General features: G+C 67.6%; 17 protein-coding genes. 11 read left to right on the top strand and 6 right to left on the bottom strand.

All coding sequences use genetic code 11. The features are described 5' to 3' along the window. The first annotated feature begins 2 nt into the window (after window positions 1–2). Genes polA through queA form a run of 4 tightly spaced genes read left to right on the top strand, consistent with a single transcriptional unit; the run spans window position 3 to window position 5,394 of the window. The gene (polA, locus tag WKI94_RS00420) at window positions 3–2,495 is read left to right on the top strand and encodes a DNA polymerase I (protein ID WP_337843801.1); all 2,493 of its coding nucleotides are present in this window, start codon (window positions 3–5) and stop codon (window positions 2,493–2,495) included. Window positions 2,496–2,517: 22 nt separating this feature from the next. Beyond that, a complete protein-coding gene (gene glmM / locus WKI94_RS00415) occupies window positions 2,518–3,837 on the top strand; it encodes a phosphoglucosamine mutase (protein ID WP_337843800.1) in 1,320 nt (439 codons plus the stop codon). Further along, a complete protein-coding gene (locus tag WKI94_RS00410; protein ID WP_337843799.1) occupies window positions 3,827–4,363 on the top strand; it encodes an NYN domain-containing protein in 537 nt (178 codons plus the stop codon). The genes glmM and WKI94_RS00410 overlap by 11 nt, the downstream gene beginning before the upstream one ends. Continuing rightward, window positions 4,360–5,394 (top strand): tRNA preQ1(34) S-adenosylmethionine ribosyltransferase-isomerase QueA, encoded by a 1,035-nt coding sequence (gene queA, locus WKI94_RS00405; protein WP_337843798.1) that lies wholly within the window; start codon window positions 4,360–4,362, stop codon window positions 5,392–5,394. The genes WKI94_RS00410 and queA overlap by 4 nt, the downstream gene beginning before the upstream one ends. Here the strand turns inward: queA and WKI94_RS00400 are convergent. Both WKI94_RS00400 and mgtE read right to left on the bottom strand, forming a co-directional pair. After that, a complete protein-coding gene (locus WKI94_RS00400; RefSeq protein ID WP_337843797.1) occupies window positions 5,361–6,626 on the bottom strand; it encodes an ADP-ribosylglycohydrolase family protein in 1,266 nt (421 codons plus the stop codon). The two genes, queA and WKI94_RS00400, sit on opposite strands and share 34 nt — an antisense overlap. Window positions 6,627–6,637: 11 nt before the next feature. Further along, on the bottom strand, window positions 6,638–7,984 hold the full coding sequence (mgtE, locus tag WKI94_RS00395) for a magnesium transporter (RefSeq protein WP_337843796.1): 1,347 nt from the start codon (window positions 7,982–7,984) through the stop codon (window positions 6,638–6,640). 217 nt (window positions 7,985–8,201) lie between these two features. Between mgtE and ffh the strand changes: the two genes are divergently transcribed. The 6 genes from ffh (at window position 8,202) to rplS (ending at window position 11,855) form a co-directional block, all read left to right on the top strand. Then, the gene (gene ffh, locus WKI94_RS00390; protein WP_337843795.1) at window positions 8,202–9,500 is read left to right on the top strand and encodes a signal recognition particle protein; all 1,299 of its coding nucleotides are present in this window, start codon (window positions 8,202–8,204) and stop codon (window positions 9,498–9,500) included. Between the two features lie 3 nt (window positions 9,501–9,503). Further along, entirely contained in the window at window positions 9,504–9,758 is a 255-nt protein-coding gene (gene rpsP / locus WKI94_RS00385) for a 30S ribosomal protein S16 (protein ID WP_337843794.1), read from the top strand. Window positions 9,759–9,816: 58 nt separating this feature from the next. After that, complete coding sequence (locus WKI94_RS00380) at window positions 9,817–10,035, top strand: KH domain-containing protein (protein ID WP_337843793.1); 219 nt, start codon at window positions 9,817–9,819, stop codon at window positions 10,033–10,035. Window positions 10,036–10,045: 10 nt separating this feature from the next. Next, on the top strand, window positions 10,046–10,534 hold the full coding sequence (gene rimM / locus WKI94_RS00375) for a ribosome maturation factor RimM (RefSeq protein WP_337843792.1): 489 nt from the start codon (window positions 10,046–10,048) through the stop codon (window positions 10,532–10,534). A 104-nt stretch (window positions 10,535–10,638) separates the two neighbouring features. Next, the gene (gene trmD, locus WKI94_RS00370; RefSeq protein ID WP_337843791.1) at window positions 10,639–11,358 is read left to right on the top strand and encodes a tRNA (guanosine(37)-N1)-methyltransferase TrmD; all 720 of its coding nucleotides are present in this window, start codon (window positions 10,639–10,641) and stop codon (window positions 11,356–11,358) included. A gap of 56 nt (window positions 11,359–11,414) precedes the next feature. After that, complete coding sequence (gene rplS, locus WKI94_RS00365; RefSeq protein ID WP_337843790.1) at window positions 11,415–11,855, top strand: 50S ribosomal protein L19; 441 nt, start codon at window positions 11,415–11,417, stop codon at window positions 11,853–11,855. A gap of 46 nt (window positions 11,856–11,901) precedes the next feature. Here the strand turns inward: rplS and WKI94_RS00360 are convergent, their stop codons facing one another. Further along, on the bottom strand, window positions 11,902–12,480 hold the full coding sequence (locus WKI94_RS00360) for a response regulator transcription factor (protein WP_337843789.1): 579 nt from the start codon (window positions 12,478–12,480) through the stop codon (window positions 11,902–11,904). A gap of 18 nt (window positions 12,481–12,498) precedes the next feature. On the opposite strand from WKI94_RS00360, the gene sdaAA reads away from it, so the two are divergent. Beyond that, window positions 12,499–13,371, top strand: coding sequence for an L-serine ammonia-lyase, iron-sulfur-dependent, subunit alpha (gene sdaAA / locus WKI94_RS00355; protein WP_337843788.1), 873 nt, complete (start codon window positions 12,499–12,501; stop codon window positions 13,369–13,371). 18 nt (window positions 13,372–13,389) lie between these two features. Here sdaAA and WKI94_RS00350 read toward each other — a convergent pair whose 3' ends face one another. From WKI94_RS00350 to WKI94_RS00340, 3 genes are all read right to left on the bottom strand, one after another. Then, window positions 13,390–14,247 carry a sulfurtransferase gene (locus WKI94_RS00350; protein WP_337843787.1) on the bottom strand — a complete coding sequence of 286 codons (858 nt, stop codon included), beginning with the start codon at window positions 14,245–14,247 and terminating at the stop codon, window positions 13,390–13,392. A 370-nt stretch (window positions 14,248–14,617) separates the two neighbouring features. Continuing rightward, window positions 14,618–15,133, bottom strand: a complete 516-nt coding sequence (locus tag WKI94_RS00345) for a chromate transporter (protein WP_337843786.1) — start codon at window positions 15,131–15,133, stop codon at window positions 14,618–14,620. After that, window positions 15,130–15,708, bottom strand: a complete 579-nt coding sequence (locus WKI94_RS00340) for a chromate transporter (RefSeq protein WP_337843785.1) — start codon at window positions 15,706–15,708, stop codon at window positions 15,130–15,132. The genes WKI94_RS00345 and WKI94_RS00340 overlap by 4 nt, the downstream gene beginning before the upstream one ends. Window positions 15,709–15,807 lie beyond the last annotated feature (99 nt).

The raw sequence follows: 15,807 nt of genomic DNA, 5'->3' as shown, positions 1-15,807 counted from the left end.
GGATGCGGCCCCTCTTTGAACCCAAAGGCCGGGTCCTCCTGGTGGACGGCCACCACCTGGCCTACCGCACCTTTTTCGCCCTAAAAGGCCTCACCACCAGCCGGGGCGAACCTGTGCAGGCGGTCTATGGCTTCGCCAAAAGCCTCCTTAAGGCCCTTAAGGAGGACGGGGAGGTGGCCATCGTGGTCTTTGATGCCAAGGCCCCCTCCTTCCGCCACGAGGCTTACGAGGCCTACAAGGCGGGCCGGGCCCCCACCCCGGAGGACTTTCCCCGTCAGCTTGCCCTCATCAAGGAGCTGGTGGACCTTTTGGGCCTCGTGCGCCTCGAGGTCCCGGGCTTTGAGGCGGACGACGTCTTGGCCACTTTGGCCAAGAAGGCGGAGAGGGAGGGGTACGAGGTGCGCATCCTGAGCGCGGACCGCGACCTCTACCAGCTCCTTTCCCCCCAGGTCCACCTCCTCCACCCCGAGGGGGAGGTCCTGACCCCAAAGTGGCTTTACGAGCGCTACGGCCTCACCCCCGAGCAGTGGGTGGACTTTCGGGCCCTTACCGGAGACCCCTCGGACAACCTCCCCGGGGTGCCGGGCATCGGGGAGAAGACCGCCCTCAAACTGCTGAAGGAGTGGGGGAGCCTGGAGGAGATACTAAAGAACCTGGACCGAGTGAAGCCGGAAAGGGTGCGGGAGGCCATCCAGAACAACCTGGATAAACTCCAGATGTCCCTGGAGCTTTCCCGCCTGCGCACGGACCTCCCCCTGGAGGTGGACTTTGCGAGGAGGCGGGCCCCCGACCGGGAAGGGCTTAAGGCCTTCCTGGAGCGGCTTGAGTTCGGAAGCCTCCTCCACGAGTTCGGCCTCCTAGAGGCCCCCAAGGAGGTGGAGGAGGCCCCCTGGCCCCCCCCGGAAGGGGCTTTCCTAGGCTTCCTCCTCTCCCGGCCCGAGCCCATGTGGGCGGAGCTTCTGGCCCTCTCCGGGGCCCTCGGGGGGCGGGTCCACCGGGCGGAAGCCCCTGTGGTCGCGCTAGGGGACCTGAAGGAGATCCGGGGCCTTTTGGCCAAGGACCTGGCGGTGCTGGCCTTGCGGGAAGGCTTGGAGATCCCCCTGGGGGACGACCCCATGCTCCTCGCCTACCTCCTGGACCCGGGAAACACCAACCCCGAAGGGGTGGCCCGGCGCTACGGGGGGGAGTGGCAGGAGGACGCCGCCCTCCGGGCCCTCCTTTCGGAAAGGCTCTGGCAGACCCTCCACCCCCGGGTGGCGGAGGAGGAACGGCTCCTTTGGCTATACCGGGAGGTGGAGCGGCCCCTCGCCCAGGTCCTCGCCCACATGGAGGCCACGGGGGTGCGGCTGGACGTGGCCTACCTCGAGGCCCTTTCCCAGGAGCTTTCCTTTGAGCTTGAGCGCCTCGAGGCCGAGATCCACCGCTTAGCGGGCCACCCCTTCAATCTGAACTCCCGGGACCAATTGGAGCGGGTCCTCTTTGATGAGCTCAGGCTTCCCCCCATCGGCAAAACGGAAAAAACCGGCAAGCGCTCCACAAGCGCCGCCGTCTTGGAGCTCTTAAGGGAGGCCCACCCCATTGTGGGGCGGATCCTGGAGTACCGCGAGCTCATGAAGCTGAAGAGCACCTACGTGGACCCCTTGCCCAGGCTGGTCCACCCCAAGACGGGCCGGCTCCACACCCGCTTCAACCAGACGGCCACCGCCACGGGCCGCCTTTCCAGCTCCGACCCCAACCTGCAGAACATTCCCGTGCGCACCCCCCTAGGCCAGCGCATCCGCAAGGCCTTCATCGCTGAGGAGGGCCATCTTCTGGTGGTCCTGGACTATAGCCAAATAGAGCTCCGGGTCCTCGCCCACCTCTCGGGGGACGAGAACCTCATCCGGGTCTTCCAGGAGGGGAAGGACATCCACACGGAGACCGCGGCCTGGATGTTCGGCGTGCCCCCTGAGGGGGTGGACGCCGCCATGCGCCGGGCGGCCAAGACGGTGAACTTCGGGGTGCTCTACGGCATGTCCGCCCATCGGCTTTCCCAGGAGCTTTCCATCCCTTACGAGGAGGCGGCGGCCTTCATTGAGCGCTACTTCCAGAGCTTCCCCAAGGTGCGGGCTTGGATCGCCGAGACCCTGGAGGAGGGGCGAAAGAAGGGGTACGTGGAGACCCTCTTCGGCCGCCGCCGCTACGTGCCTGACTTGAGCGCCCGGGTGAAAAGCGTGCGGGAGGCGGCGGAGCGCATGGCCTTCAACATGCCCGTACAGGGCACCGCCGCGGACCTCATGAAGCTGGCCATGGTGAAGCTCTTTCCCAAGCTTAGGCCCCAGGGGGCCAGGATCCTCCTCCAGGTGCACGACGAGCTGGTCCTGGAGGCCCCGCGGGAGCGGGCGGAGGAGATCGTCCGCCTGGCCAAGGAGACCATGGAAGGGGTCTACCCCCTCTCCGTCCCCCTGGAGGTGGAGGTGGGGATGGGGGAGGACTGGCTTTCCGCCAAGGCCTAGCGCCTTTGGTATAGTGCCCTCCATGCGGCGCTATTTCGGTACGGACGGCGTGCGGGGAGAGGTGGGCAAGCCTCCCCTGACGCCGGAATTCGTCCTAAAGCTCGGCCAGGCGGCGGGGGCCTACTTCCGAGAGCGGGAGGGGCGGCCTGTGGTGCTTCTTGGGAAGGACACCCGGGAGTCTTCCGACCTCCTCGAGGCCGCCCTGGCCGCGGGGCTTTTGAGCCAGGGGGTAAGGGTGGAGCACCTCGGGGTCCTCCCCACCCCCGGGGTGGCCCACCTCACCCGGACCCTTTCTGCCACCGCGGGGGCGGTGATCTCCGCCAGCCACAACCCTTACACGGATAACGGCATCAAGTTCTTCGGTCCCGACGGGGAAAAGCTCTCGGACGAGGCGGAGGAGGCCATCGAGGCCTTCTTGGACGAGGCCCATCCCTTACGGGGCGTGGGCACGGTGGGGGATTTCCGGGAAGCGGAGCGGCTTTACCTGGAGTTCCTCCTCGCCCACGCCCCGGACCTCTCGGGCCTCAAGGTGGGCTTGGACCTGGCCCACGGGGCCACTTACCGCCTAGGCCCCAAGCTCTTCCAAAAGGCGGGGGCGGAGGTCCTCGCCCTCTTCAACACCCCAGACGGGCGGAACATCAACCGGGCCTGCGGCTCCACCCACCCCGAGGCCCTGGCCCGCTTCGTGACCGAGCTCGGCCTGGACCTGGGGGTGGCCTTTGACGGGGATGGGGACCGGGCCCTCTTCGTGGACCGAAGGGGGCGGCTTTTCCACGGGGACCACGTCCTCTACCTCCTGGCCAAGGCCCTAGGGGAGAAGGGGGTGGTGGGCACGGTGATGAGCAATATGGCCCTGGAGGTGCGCCTAAGGGAAGAGGGCATCGCCTTCCACCGGGCGGCGGTGGGGGACCGGTACGTGCTGGAGATGCTCAAGGAGAAGGGCCTCCACCTTGGGGGGGAGCCTTCGGGGCACGTGATCCTAAGGCGCCACCACACCACAGGGGATGGCCTCTTCACCGCCCTTTTCGTCCTGAAGGCCCTTAAGGAGATGGGCGGGGACCTTTCCGACTGGTACGAGGCCCTCCCCCTCTACCCCCAGGTGCTGAGCAACGTCCGGGTGGTGGACAAGGCCCAGGTCATGGCCCACCCCGCCCTGAGGGAGGCCCTGGAGGAGGCGGAAAGGGCCCTTCAGGGCCGTGGGCGGGTGAATGTCCGCCCCTCGGGCACCGAGCCCCTGGTGCGGGTCATGGTGGAGGGGCCAGAGGGGCTCGTGGAGGAGGTGGCGGAAAGGCTCGCGGAAAGGGTGGCGGAACTGGCTAAGATGGTGGCCGATGGAGCTTGAACCCTTGGGGCACCACAAGGAGCAGCGGGTGGGGGTCTTCGTGGACACCCAGAACCTCTACCACTCCGCCCGGGACTACTACGAGCGCAACGTGAACTTTGAGAGCCTCCTCCGCTTTGCGGTGGGGGGGAGGCGGCTCGTCAGGGCCACGGCCTACGTGGTGGAGAAGGAAGGGGACACCTCCGCTTGGCCTTTCATCTACAAGCTCTCCACCATCGGCTACAAGGTGCGGCGCATGTACCTGACCCTGAAGGAAATGGGGGAGGGCGGGCGGCCCATCTACGAGGGCAACTGGGACATGGGCATCGCTGCGGACATGGTGCGCCTCATGCCCTACCTGGACGTGGTGGTCCTGGGGAGCGGGGACGGGGACTTCGTGGAGATCCTGGAGGTCCTCATGGAGCGGGGCATCCGGGTGGAGGTCGTCGCCTTCCGGGAGACCACCGCCCAGAAGCTCATCGACGCGGTGGACCGCTTCACCCACCTCCCCGACATCCCCGACGCCTTCATGGCCCCTAAGGGATGAGCCTCGAGGCCTACGACTACCTTCTTCCCCAGGAGCTCATCGCCCAGGAGGGCGCGGAGCCCCGGGATAGGGCCCGGCTGATGGTGGTCTTCCGGGAGGGCCCCTTCCGGGCCGAGCACCGCCGGGTGCGGGACCTGCCCCTTTACCTCCGCCCGGGGGACGTGCTGGTTTTCAACGAGAGCAAGGTGATCCCGGCCCGCCTCCTGGCAAGGAAGCCCACCGGGGGGCGGGTGGAGGTCCTCTTGGTGCGGGAAAGGGCCCCGGGGCTTTGGGAGGCCCTTTTGGGCCCCGCCCGGAAGGCTCCCCCGGGAACGCGGCTGGCCTTCCTCTCCCCCAGGGACCTAAGACCCGTGGAGGGCCTCTTGGCCGAGGTGGTGGGGGTGGAGGAGAGCGGGGTCCGCCTCCTCCGCGTCCACGGGGACCTCCTGGCCCACCTGGAGGAGGTGGGGGAGGTGCCCCTGCCCCCCTACATCAAGGCCAAGATCCCCCTGGAGCGCTACCAGACGGTCTACGCCCGGCGGCCGGGCTCCGTGGCCGCCCCCACCGCGGGCCTCCACTTCACCCCCGGGCTTTTGGAGCGGCTTAAGGGGATGGGGGTGGAAGTGTGCTTCCTCACCCTGCACGTGGGCCCTGGCACCTTCCGTCCCGTGAAGGGGGACCCCGAGCGGCACGAGATGCACGCCGAGCCCTACGAGATCCCCGAGGCCACCGCGGAGGCGGTGAACCGGGCCAGGCGGGAGGGGCGGCGGGTGGTGGCCGTGGGCACCACCGTGGTGCGGGCCCTGGAGAGCGCCTGGCGGGAGGGGGAGGGGGTGGTGCCGGGGATGGGGGAGACCCGGCTTTTCATCCGCCCCCCCTACGCTTTCAAGGCCATAGATGCCCTCTTCACCAACTTCCACCTGCCCCGCTCCACCCTCCTCATGCTGGTGGCGGCCTTTTTGGGCCACGAGAAGACCATGGCCGCCTACCGCTTGGCCGTGGCCGAGCGCTACCGCTTCTACTCCCTAGGAGACGCCATGCTCATCCTGTAGAGGGCAAAGGCCAGCTCCTCTATCCGTTCCCTCAGATAGAGGGGCTCAAGCCACCTTTCGGGGATGGCCCCCCGGCCGTAGTAGGCCCCGGCCAGCTGGCCGTAGACCGCCCCCACGGTGTCCGCGTCCCCCCCTAGGTTCACCGCAAGGCGCATCCCCTCCTCAAAGCTTTCCGTGTGGACGAAGGCGTGGAGGGCGGCCTCGAGGGTCCTGGGGGCGTACCCCTCCCCCTGGGCCCGCCTCCAGAAGCTTCCCTCCACCACCTCGGCCACGTCCGGGTGGAGGGGCCTGCCCCGGAAGGGCTTTAGGGCCAGGAGCTCTGCCTTGGGCCTCCCCCGAAGGGCCCCCTCTAGAAGCCAGGCCAGGACCTCCGTGCTCTCCAAGGCGGCCCGGGCCCCGTGGGTGGTGCGGGCGGAAAGCCGGGCGTACTCCAGAAGCCTTGGGCTTCCGGCGTAAGCCAGGGCCACGGGGGCCAGGCGCATGAGGCTCCCGTTCCCTGCGGCGCTCTCTTCTTCGGGCCCCGAGAAGGGGTCCCCGGTCCTCAGGAAACCTTCCAGGGCCCGGCGGGTGGTGGTCCCGATGTCAAAGCAGTACCCCTTGGGGCTGTTGTACCCCTCCCGGTACCAAAGGAGGTAGCAGCGCATCTGGTCCAAAGGGTCAAACCCCTTTTCCAGAAGGCTTTCCGCCAGGCAGAGGGCCATGGCGGTGTCGTCCGTCCACTCCCCGGGGCCTAAGCGGTGGGGCCCACCCCCTTTCATCTCCGCCACGGGGGGAAAGCTCCCTTGGAGCATGAACTCCACCTGGGCCCCCAGGGCATCCCCTACCGCCAAGCCCAAAAGGGCCCCCAGGTACCGGTCCCGCTCCCGCCTCCTCTCCTCCAGAAAGGCCAGGGCGGCCTCCCTGGGCAAAAGCCTCGGGGCCCTTTCCGGGGTGAACCAGGCGAGGAGGGGCCCAAGGTCCTCCCCCTCGTACCCTTCCGGCGCCAGGACCACCTTGTGGTCCCCGTCTTCCAGGTGGAGGAGGCCCCAAACCTCTCCCTCCGCCTCCCCCAGGGGGTGGGGCGGGCCCAGGAGGACCGCGTCCACCTCCTCCCCGTCCGCGGGGTTTAGGAGCCCCGGCAGGAGCCCATAGTTCACCGGGGCTGGCCGGTCCTCCCCTAAAGGGACCAGCCTCCCCTCCTTCCAGGCGTGGCGCAAGGGGCTGCCCTTGGTCCATTCCACAATCATGCGCATGGCTTTCCCCACTATAGGCCAAGGAGGGTCCGGGCCACCATCAGGTAGATGAGGAGGCCCATCACGTCCGAGAGGGTGGCGATGAGGGGGTTGGAAACCAGGGCGGGGTCCACCCCAAGCCGCCTTAGGGCCATGGGGAGCATGGACCCCACCAGGTTGGCGAAGAGGACCAGGAGGAAGAGGGCCACCCCCACCACGGGGAGGAGGGCGGGGTGGCCGTCCCAGGCCACCTTGAGGAGGAGAAGGAGGGCCAGGGTGAGGCCCAGGAGGCTGCCCACCACCGCTTCCTTCATGAGCACCCGCCGCCAGTCCTTCAGGTCCAGGTCCCGGGTGGCCAGGGCGCGGACGATGAGGGTGGCCGACTGGTTGCCCGTGTTCCCCCCGGTGCCCAGGAGGACGGGCACGTAGAAGGCCAGGGCGGTGACCGCCTCCAGGACGCTTTCAAACCCTTGGAGGATGGAGCTGGTGAGCATGCCCGTGAGGATGAGGATCACCAGCCAGCGCACCCGGGCGAGCCACAGCTGGACCGGGGAGGCCTGGCTATAGACCAGATCCGGAACGTCCACCGCGGCCAGCTTGTGGATGTCCTCCGTGGCCTCCTCCTCCAGCACGTCCACCACGTCGTCAATGGTGACGATGCCCACCAGCTTCCCCTCCTCGTCCACCACGGGCAAGACGGTGAAGTCGTAGTCCGCCATGAGGCGGGCCACCTCCTCCTGGTCGGTGTCCGTGCGGACGAAGACCACCTCCGGGTTCATGATCTCCTTCACCCGGGTCCTGGGGTCGGCCACGATGAGGTCCCTCAAGGAGAGGACCCCGATGAGGCGCCCTTCCTCGTCCACCACGTAGAGGTAGTAGATGGTCTCCGCGTCGGGGGCGGCCCTTCTCAGGAAGCGCAGGACCTCCTCCACGGTCATGGAGGACTTGAGGGCGATGTACTCCGGGGTCATGAGGCCGCCCGCCTCATCCTCCTCGTACTGGGCAAGCTCCTCCACTTCGGCCCGCGTCTTGGGGTCTAGGCTGGCCTTGAGGCGGCGGGCCAGGTCGGGGTCCTCCGCCTCCACCGCCTGCAGGGCATCCGCCAGGTCGTCCAGGGAGAGCTCCCCCAGGACCTCCTGCACCCGCCAGGGGGGGAGGGTTTTCAGGTACTCCGCCTGGGCCTCCGGGGGCAGGTGGGAGAAGACCTCCGCCGCCTTTTCCTTGGAGAGGAGGGTGAGGAGGACGTAGCGGTGTTCGCCCTTAAGCTCGTCCCAGACCTCCAGGAGGGCCTGGGGGTGGGTGTGTTCCAGGATGCTTTTCAGCTTTAGGGTGTCGCCCTCTTCTAGGGCCTGGACTATGGGGTTCAGGACGCTCTCCAAAGGCGGCCTCCTTTCTGCCCGAAGGCCGCCCTTGGGCGGCCCTCAGGGCCTGGGACTCGAGGGCAGTCGCTCGCCCATAACCTTTTCCAGCCTAGGGAGCCCCCGGGCCCCTGTCAACCGTGCCCGCTAGAAATATCAGAAAAATTGAGGTTGACACGCTAAGGGAGAGTGGCCTATCCTGGAGCGCGGCCCTGGGATGGGGGCCGAGGAGTGGTGCATGTTTGAGCGGCTTACGGCCAAACTCCAGGAGGCCATAGACCGGCTGAGGGGCCGGGGCCGGATCACCGAGGAGGACCTGAAGGAAACCCTGCGGGAGATCCGCCGGGCCCTCATTGACGCGGACGTGAACCTGGAGGTGGCCCGCACCTTCATAGAGGAGGTGCGGCAAAGAGCCCTGGGGCAAAAGGTCCTGGAAAGCCTCACCCCCGCGGAGATCGTCCTCGCCACGGTGTACGAGGCCCTGAAGGAGGCCCTAGGGGGCGAGGTCCGCCAGCCCACCCTAAAGGACAAGAACCTCTGGTTCCTGGTGGGTCTCCAGGGTTCGGGCAAGACCACCACCGCGGCCAAGCTGGCCCATTACTACCGCTCCAAGGGTCGCCGCCCCCTCTTGGTGGCCGCGGACACCCAGCGCCCCGCGGCCCGGGCCCAGCTCCGGATCCTGGGGGAGAGGATTGGGGTGCCCGTCCTGGAGGTGATGGACGGGGAGAGCCCGGAGTCCATCCGCCGCCGGGTGGAGGAGGCCGCGCGCCGGGAGGTGCGGGACCTCATCCTGGTGGACACCGCGGGCCGCCTGCAGATTGACGAGCCCCTCATGGAGGAGCTTTTCCGGCTCAAGGAGGTCATGAAGCCCGACGAGGTCCTCCTGGTCCTGGATGCCATGACCGGCCAGGAGGCCCTGGGGGTGGCCCGGGCCTTTGACGAGAGGGTTGGGGTCACGGGCCTCATCCTCACCAAGCTGGACGGGGATGCCCGAGGCGGGGCCGCCCTTTCCGCCCGCCACGTCACGGGTAAGCCCATCTACTTCGCCGGGGTTTCGGAGAAGCCGGAAGGCTTAGAGCCCTTCTACCCCGACCGCCTGGCGAGCCGCATCCTGGGCATGGGGGACGTGGCCACCCTGGCGGAGAAGGTACGGGCCGTGGGGCTAGAGGCCGAGGCCCCCAAGGCGGCCAAGGAGATCACCCTGGAGGACTTCCTCAAGCAGATGCAGGGCCTAAAGCGGCTGGGCTCCTTTTCCGAGATCCTCTCCATGCTGCCCGGGGCGAACCGCCTCACCGCGGGGGTTCAGGTGGACGATGGGGCCCTGAAGCGCCTCGAGGCCATCGTCCTCTCCATGACCCCTGAGGAGCGTAAGGACCCCAGGATCCTCAACGCCTCCCGCCGTCGCCGCATCGCCAAGGGAAGCGGCACCACCGTGCAGGAGATCAACCGGCTCATCAAGGCCTTTGAGGAGACCAAGGCCCTAATGAAATCCCTGGAGAAGCGCAAAGGCCGGGGATTCATGGGAATGTGGAGGTAACGCATGGTCAAGATCCGCCTTTCTCGGTTCGGCTCTAAGCACAACCCCCACTATCGCATCGTGGTGACCGATGCCCGCAGGAAGCGGGATGGGGCGTACCTGGAGAAGATCGGCTACTACGACCCCCGCAAGACCACCCCAGAGTGGCTCAAGGTGGACGTGGAGCGGGCCCGCTACTGGCTCTCCGTGGGGGCCCAGCCCACGGACACCGCCCGCCGCCTGTTGCGCCTGGCGGGGGTTTTCCGCAAGGAAGCCTAAGGCCCAAAGGTGGAGGAGGGGGCCCAGCGGCCCCTTCCTTTTTTGTAGGATGGGAGGGATGAGGGATTTGGTGGAGTACCTGGCGCGGAGCGTGGTGGACCACCCCGAGCGGGTGCGGGTGGCGGAGCGGCGCACCCGGGAGGGGCCGGTCTACATCGTGGAGGTGGACCCCGAGGACAAGGGCCGCCTCATCGGCAAACAGGGCCGGGTGATCGAGTCCATCCGCACCCTGGTGCGGGCCTATGCCAAGCGCAAGGTGGGCGTGGAGGTGCGCTAGGGAGGGGGGTATGCGCCTTGTGGAGATCGGCCGCTTTGGGGCCCCCTACGCCCTTCAGGGCGGGCTTCGCTTCCGGGGGGAGCCCGTGGTGTTCCACCTGGAGCGGGTTTACGTGGAGGGGCACGGGTTCCGGGCGGTGGAAGACCTGTACTGGGTGGGGGAGGACCTCATCCTCCACCTGGCGGGGGTTTCCACCCGGGACCTGGCCGAGGCTCTGGTGGGCCTTCGGGTCTACGCGGAGGTGGAGGACCTTCCCCCCTTGGAGGAGGGCCAGTACTACTACTTTGCCCTGCTGGGCCTCCCGGTCTACGTGGGGGAGGAGCAGGTGGGGGAGGTGGCGGACATCCTGGACGCGGGGGCGCAGGACGTACTGGTCATCCGGGGGGTGGGGGGGAGGCTTCGGGACCAGCGGGAGCGCCTCGTACCCCTCCAGGCCCCTTACGTGCGGGTGGAGGAGGGCCGGATCCTGGTGGAGCCCATCCCCGGCCTATTTGACTAAGTGCCCGGGCATTGAAAAATCCTCATGAGGCTCGGAGGAAGGGCATGCTGAACCCTCTTTCTGGGGTCCCCACCGAAGCGAAAGCTTCAGTGGGGCACTTAGCGGTGCGCTACTCCATCCTTACCCTCTTCCCGGGGCTCATCCGGCCCTGGTTGGAGGAGTCCCTCATCCAGAAGGCCATGGCCAAGGGCCTCCTCCAGGTGGAGGTGGTGGACCTTAGGGCCTTCGGCCTGGGCCCCCACCGCACGGTGGACGACACCCCCTATGGAGGGGGGCCGGGGATGGTCATCCGCCCGGACGTGGCCGTGGCCGCCCTGGAGTCCGTCCTCCCCGCGGACGAGGTGATCCTCCTCTCCCCGGCCGGGGTCCCCTTCACGCAGGAGGTGGCGGAGGAGCTGGCTGGGAAGGGGCACCTCGTCCTCCTTGCGGGCCGCTACGAGGGGTTTGACGCCCGCCTCGAGGCCTTTGCCACCCGCATCCTCTCCGTGGGGGATTACGTCCTCATGGGGGGGGAGGTGGCGGCCCTCGCGGTCTTGGAGGCCACCGCCCGTCTCGTCCCCGGGGTCATCGGCGACCCCTTAAGCCACCGGGAGGACTCCTTCGTCCGGGGGCTTCTGGACTACCCCCACTACACCCGCCCCCCCCTCTTCCGGGGGCTTGGGGTGCCGGAGGTCCTCCTTTCGGGCCACCATGGGGAGGTGCTTCGCTGGCGCAGAAAGGAAGCCCTGAAGCGCACCCTCCTCTTCCGCCCTGAGCTCCTTGCCCGGGCCCGGCTTGGCCGGGAGGAGGTGGCCTGGCTTGCGGAACTGGGCCGGGAAGACTAAACTAAGGGCTGTTTGCCCACGAACCCTTAAGGGTTCCTCTGGGATCAGGAGGCAGCATGAACCGTGGAGCGCTTTTGAAGGTGGTGGAGTCTCGCTACGAACGCACCGACCTGCCCGAGTTCCGCCCCGGGGACACCGTGCGGGTGGCCTACCGGGTCAAGGAGGGCAACCGCACCCGCATCCAAAACTTTGAGGGCATCGTCATCAAGATCAAGCGCAACGGCTACAACTCCAGCTTCACCGTGCGCAAGGTGAGCTATGGGGTGGGGGTGGAGCGCATCTTCCCCATGAACTCCCCCCTCATTGACAAGGTGGAGATCGTCCAGCGGGGGCGGGCCCGCCGGGCCAAGCTCTACTTCATCCGCTCCCTTTCCGAGCGGGAGATCCGCCGCAAGCTCAAGGTGGACCGTCGCCGCACCGCCCAGGACCAGAAAGCCGCCCGCGAGGCCAAGGAGGCCGCCCAGGAGGCCAAGGCTCAAGGGGGCGGGGAGGCCTAAAGGCCATGGGTGTTGGGGCCCCCGGAATCCCCGGGGCCTTTGGCCTTTAGGGCAAAAACCCCAGGACCCTGGCCCGTTCCAAAGCCTCCACCCGGTTCCTGGCGGAGAGCTTGGCGTAGAGGTTTTCCAGGTGGTCCTTCACCGTGTCGGGGGAGACCCCCAGGGCCCGGGCGATGGCCTTGGCGGGAAGCCCCTGGGCGAGGAGCCTGAGGACCTCCTCCTCCCGGGGGGTGAGGGTGGGAAGCTCCGGGGGCCTAAGCCCTTCCTCCCCCCGGGCCACCCGGAGGAGGCGCTCTTTGAGCTCCGCCGCGGAGAGCTCCTTGGAAAAGAAGGCGTCCGCTCCCGCCCTTTGGGCTCTTAAGAGCAGGGCAGGCTCCTGGTGGGTGGTGAGGAGGGCGATGAGGCCGGAAAATCCCCGGGCCCTTAGGGCCTCGGTGCAGGCAATCCCGTCCAGGCTTGGCATTTTCAGGTCCAAAAGGACCGCGTCGGGCTGCAGGACCAGGGCCTTTTCCAGGGCCTCGAGGCCGTCTTTGGCCTCCCCCACCACCTGGAGGCCCTCCTCCTCCAGGGCCACCCTAAGCCCCAGGCGGAAAAGGGGGTGGTCGTCCGCGATGAGGAGGCGCACCTTCCCTATACTAAAGCCATGCCGCTTACCTTGAACGAGCTCGCCCGCCTCGAGGGCCGGGCTTCTGAACACGTGCTTCAGGAGGACTTGGAAGAGACCGGCCTAAGTCGGGAAGAGATCCTGGGCGAGATGGCCGAGCGCCTTCAGGTGATGCGGGATGCCATCCGCCGGGGCCTGGCTTCCGACGCCCCGAGCGTGGCGGGGCTGGTGGGGAAGAACGCCAAAACCCTCTGGGAGGCCCCGGACTCCCTGAAAGATCCCCTTCTCAAGCGGGTCCAGGCCTACGCCATGGCGGTGAACGAGGAGAACGCCCGCATGGGCCGCATCGTGGCCGCTCCCACCGCAGGGAGCGCGGGCACCCTTCCTGGGGCCCTCCTCGGCGTGGCCGACCACCTGGGCCTACCCGACCAGGACCTTCTCATGCCCATGGTCCTGGCCGCAGGGGTGGCCAAGATCATAAGCCGCCAGATCTATATCGCCGGGGCCACCGGGGGGTGCCAGGCGGAGATCGGGTCCAGCGCCGCCATGGCCGCGGCCGCGGTGACCGAGCTCTTAGGGGGAAGTCCAGAGGCCTGCGCCCATGCCGCCGCCCTGGCCCTCCAGAACACCCTGGGCCTGGTCTGCGACCCCGTGGGGGGGTTTGTGGAGGTGCCCTGCGTGATGCGCAATGGCTTCTACGCCGTCCACGCGGTGAGCGCCGCCTCCATGGCCCTGGCGGGGGTCCGGAGCGTCATCCCCCCGGACGAGGTTATCCTGGCCATGGCGGGCATCGGCCGCCTCCTCCCCCTGGAGCTCAAGGAGACGGGTCTTGGGGGCCTAGCGGACACCCCCACGGGCCGCCGCCTGGCGGAGGAGGCCCTGAAGAAGGCCCCTACCCCCGGAAAGGGGTAGGGGCCTTGGGCCTAAGGGCTACTCCTCCCCCTTGGCGATGGGCACCCCCACCAGGTTGCCCCACTCCGTCCAGGAACCATCGTAGTTCTTCACCCGGGGGTAGCCCAGGAGGTACTTGAGGACGAACCAGGAGTGGCTGGAGCGCTCGGCGATGCGGCAGTAGACCACGATGTCCTTGTCCCTGCTGACCCCGAGGGGTTCGTAAAGGGCCCTAAGCTCCTCGGGGGTTTTGAAGGTGCCGTCCGGGTTCACCGCCTTGGCCCAGGGGATGTTCTTGGCCCCCGGGATGTGCCCCGCCCGCAGGGCCCCTTCCTGGGGGTAGTTGGGCATGTGCGTGAGCTCGCCCCGGTACTCCTCGGGGCTCCGCACGTCCACCAGGGCCCCCTTGCCCTCCCGCACCTTGATGATGTGCTCCAGGACGTCGTCCCGGTAGGCGCGGATGGACTCGTCCCGGTAGGGGACCTCGTAGCGGCCCGGGGGGTAGGAGGGGACCTCGGTGGTGAGGGGCCGGCCCTCCTCCACCCACTTCTGCCGCCCCCCGTTCATGAGGCGCACGTCCTGGTGGCCGTTGTACTTGAAGAACCAGAAGGCGTAGGCCGCCCACCAGTTGTTCTTGTCCCCGTAGAGGACCACGGTGGTGTCGTTGGAGATGCCGAGCCTTTCCATGAGCTTGGCGAAGGCCTCCTCGTCTATGAAGTCCCGCACCACCGGGTCCCAGAAGTCCCGCTGCCAGTCAACCTTCTGGGCTCCAGGGATGTGTCCGGTCTCGTAGAGGAGCACGTCCTCGTCCACCTCCAGGATCCGCACCTGGGGGTTCTCCAGGTTCTGGGCCACCCACTCCGTGCTGACCAGGACCTCAGGATGCGCGTACCCCATCCCTCACCTCCTCCCCCAATATACCCTTGAGCCTCTTTATGTAAGAAAGCTACACCACATTCCTTCGTGTTCTACCCCCCTTTAGGTTATTCACCTGTATAGGTGCAAATCCTCCGGAGTCTTGGCTTCAAGATGGTCCTCGGGCTGACCCAGGAATAGGTCCTTCGCCTCCCCCTTGGTCAGCCGTCAGGTTACCTTGCCCTGACCAAAGAAATTTTCCACTACTGGATTTCCTTTCGCCCCCATGAGGCTGTATGAAAGCCGCTGATGGTCCCGCAAAAGCAGCGTCCCCACCCACTCGTAGCTCAAGAACGCTCCCCCCTGGTCAGCAAGGTAGCCCTGCGGGCTGACGTGAGCCGCGCCCCTGGGTCTACAACCAGGAGGCCACTAGGCCTAGCCCTCCCCCCACCAGAAGCACCCCCAAGGGGCTGGCGCCCCGGTGGATCAGCAGGGCGGCCATCCCCATCAGGAGGAGGCTTCCTGGACCCCCCAGGCCCACTTGGGCAAGCACCAGCAGGGTGCTGAGGGCGAGACCTACGCTGATGGGGATCAGGGTCCGGCGCAAGGCCCGGCTCCACCGGGCGCGTGCCATCTTCTCCCACACCTGCACCAGCAAGAGGGCTCCTGTGGCCCCGGGCAGGAACATGCCCGCCAGAGCAGCCAGGGCTCCACCCAGGCCTCCTGCGCTCAGGCCGTAGAACACCACCGCCAGCATGTTGGGTCCGGGTACGAACTGCCCTAGGGCGAAGCCATCCGCGAACTGCTGGGGGGTGACCCATCCCTTGGCGACGAGGATTCGGGCCATCTCGGGCAGGTTGGCCATCCCCCCCCCGAAGCTCACAAGGCCCAGGTAGAAAAACGTGGCGAAGACCTCGAGGACCCTCACCGGCTTTCCCTCCAGTACAGGGCAACCCCCACCGGGGCGGCGAGCAGGAGGACCACGGGCAGGGGCCAGTGGAGGAGGCCGTAGGCCAGGAATACCCCGAGGGCCAGGAGAAGCGCCTTGGGTGAGTCCAGCCCGATCCGGGCCTGGTGCCAGGTGGTGGCCAGCATTAGCCCCAGGGCTGAGGCCATGACCCCTGCCAGGGCTCCCTTGGCGGAGGGACCGGGCTGGGTTCCGGAGCCCAGGTAAGCCAGGCTTAAGAGCAGCATCAGGCTCGATCCGGGCGCCAAAACTCCCACCAGTGCCGCCATGCCTCCCAGCACCCCCCCAAGCCGGGCGCCCAGGTGAGCGGCCAGGTTGGCAAAGACCGGCCCGGGAAGCAGCCGGCACAGGGCAGCGGCCTCCAAAAACTCCCCCTCGCTCAGCCATCCCCGCCGCACCACCAGGAGCTGGTAAAGGTGCGCGGATCCCCCCCCGCCGAAGGCGGTGAGGCCCACATAGAAGAAGGCGCCAAGGAGCCTAAACAGGGACACCCCTTGGGAGGGAAGGCGCGCCTGTTCCCTGGACGTTCTCCTCATGGCACGAGCTTACCCCGCGCGGCTTGCTACCCTTTGGGGGTATTTTGGCAGTGGGAAGGGCCTCTTTCCCAGTCCTTGTGCCCCCAGGAACCAGCGGGA

This window comes from Thermus sp. (assembly GCF_037444525.1).
In the GTDB taxonomy this organism is placed as follows: domain Bacteria; phylum Deinococcota; class Deinococci; order Deinococcales; family Thermaceae; genus Thermus.
The sequence above is the reverse complement of the archived record's forward strand: the minus strand, read 5'-3'. Positions and strand labels throughout refer to the sequence as shown.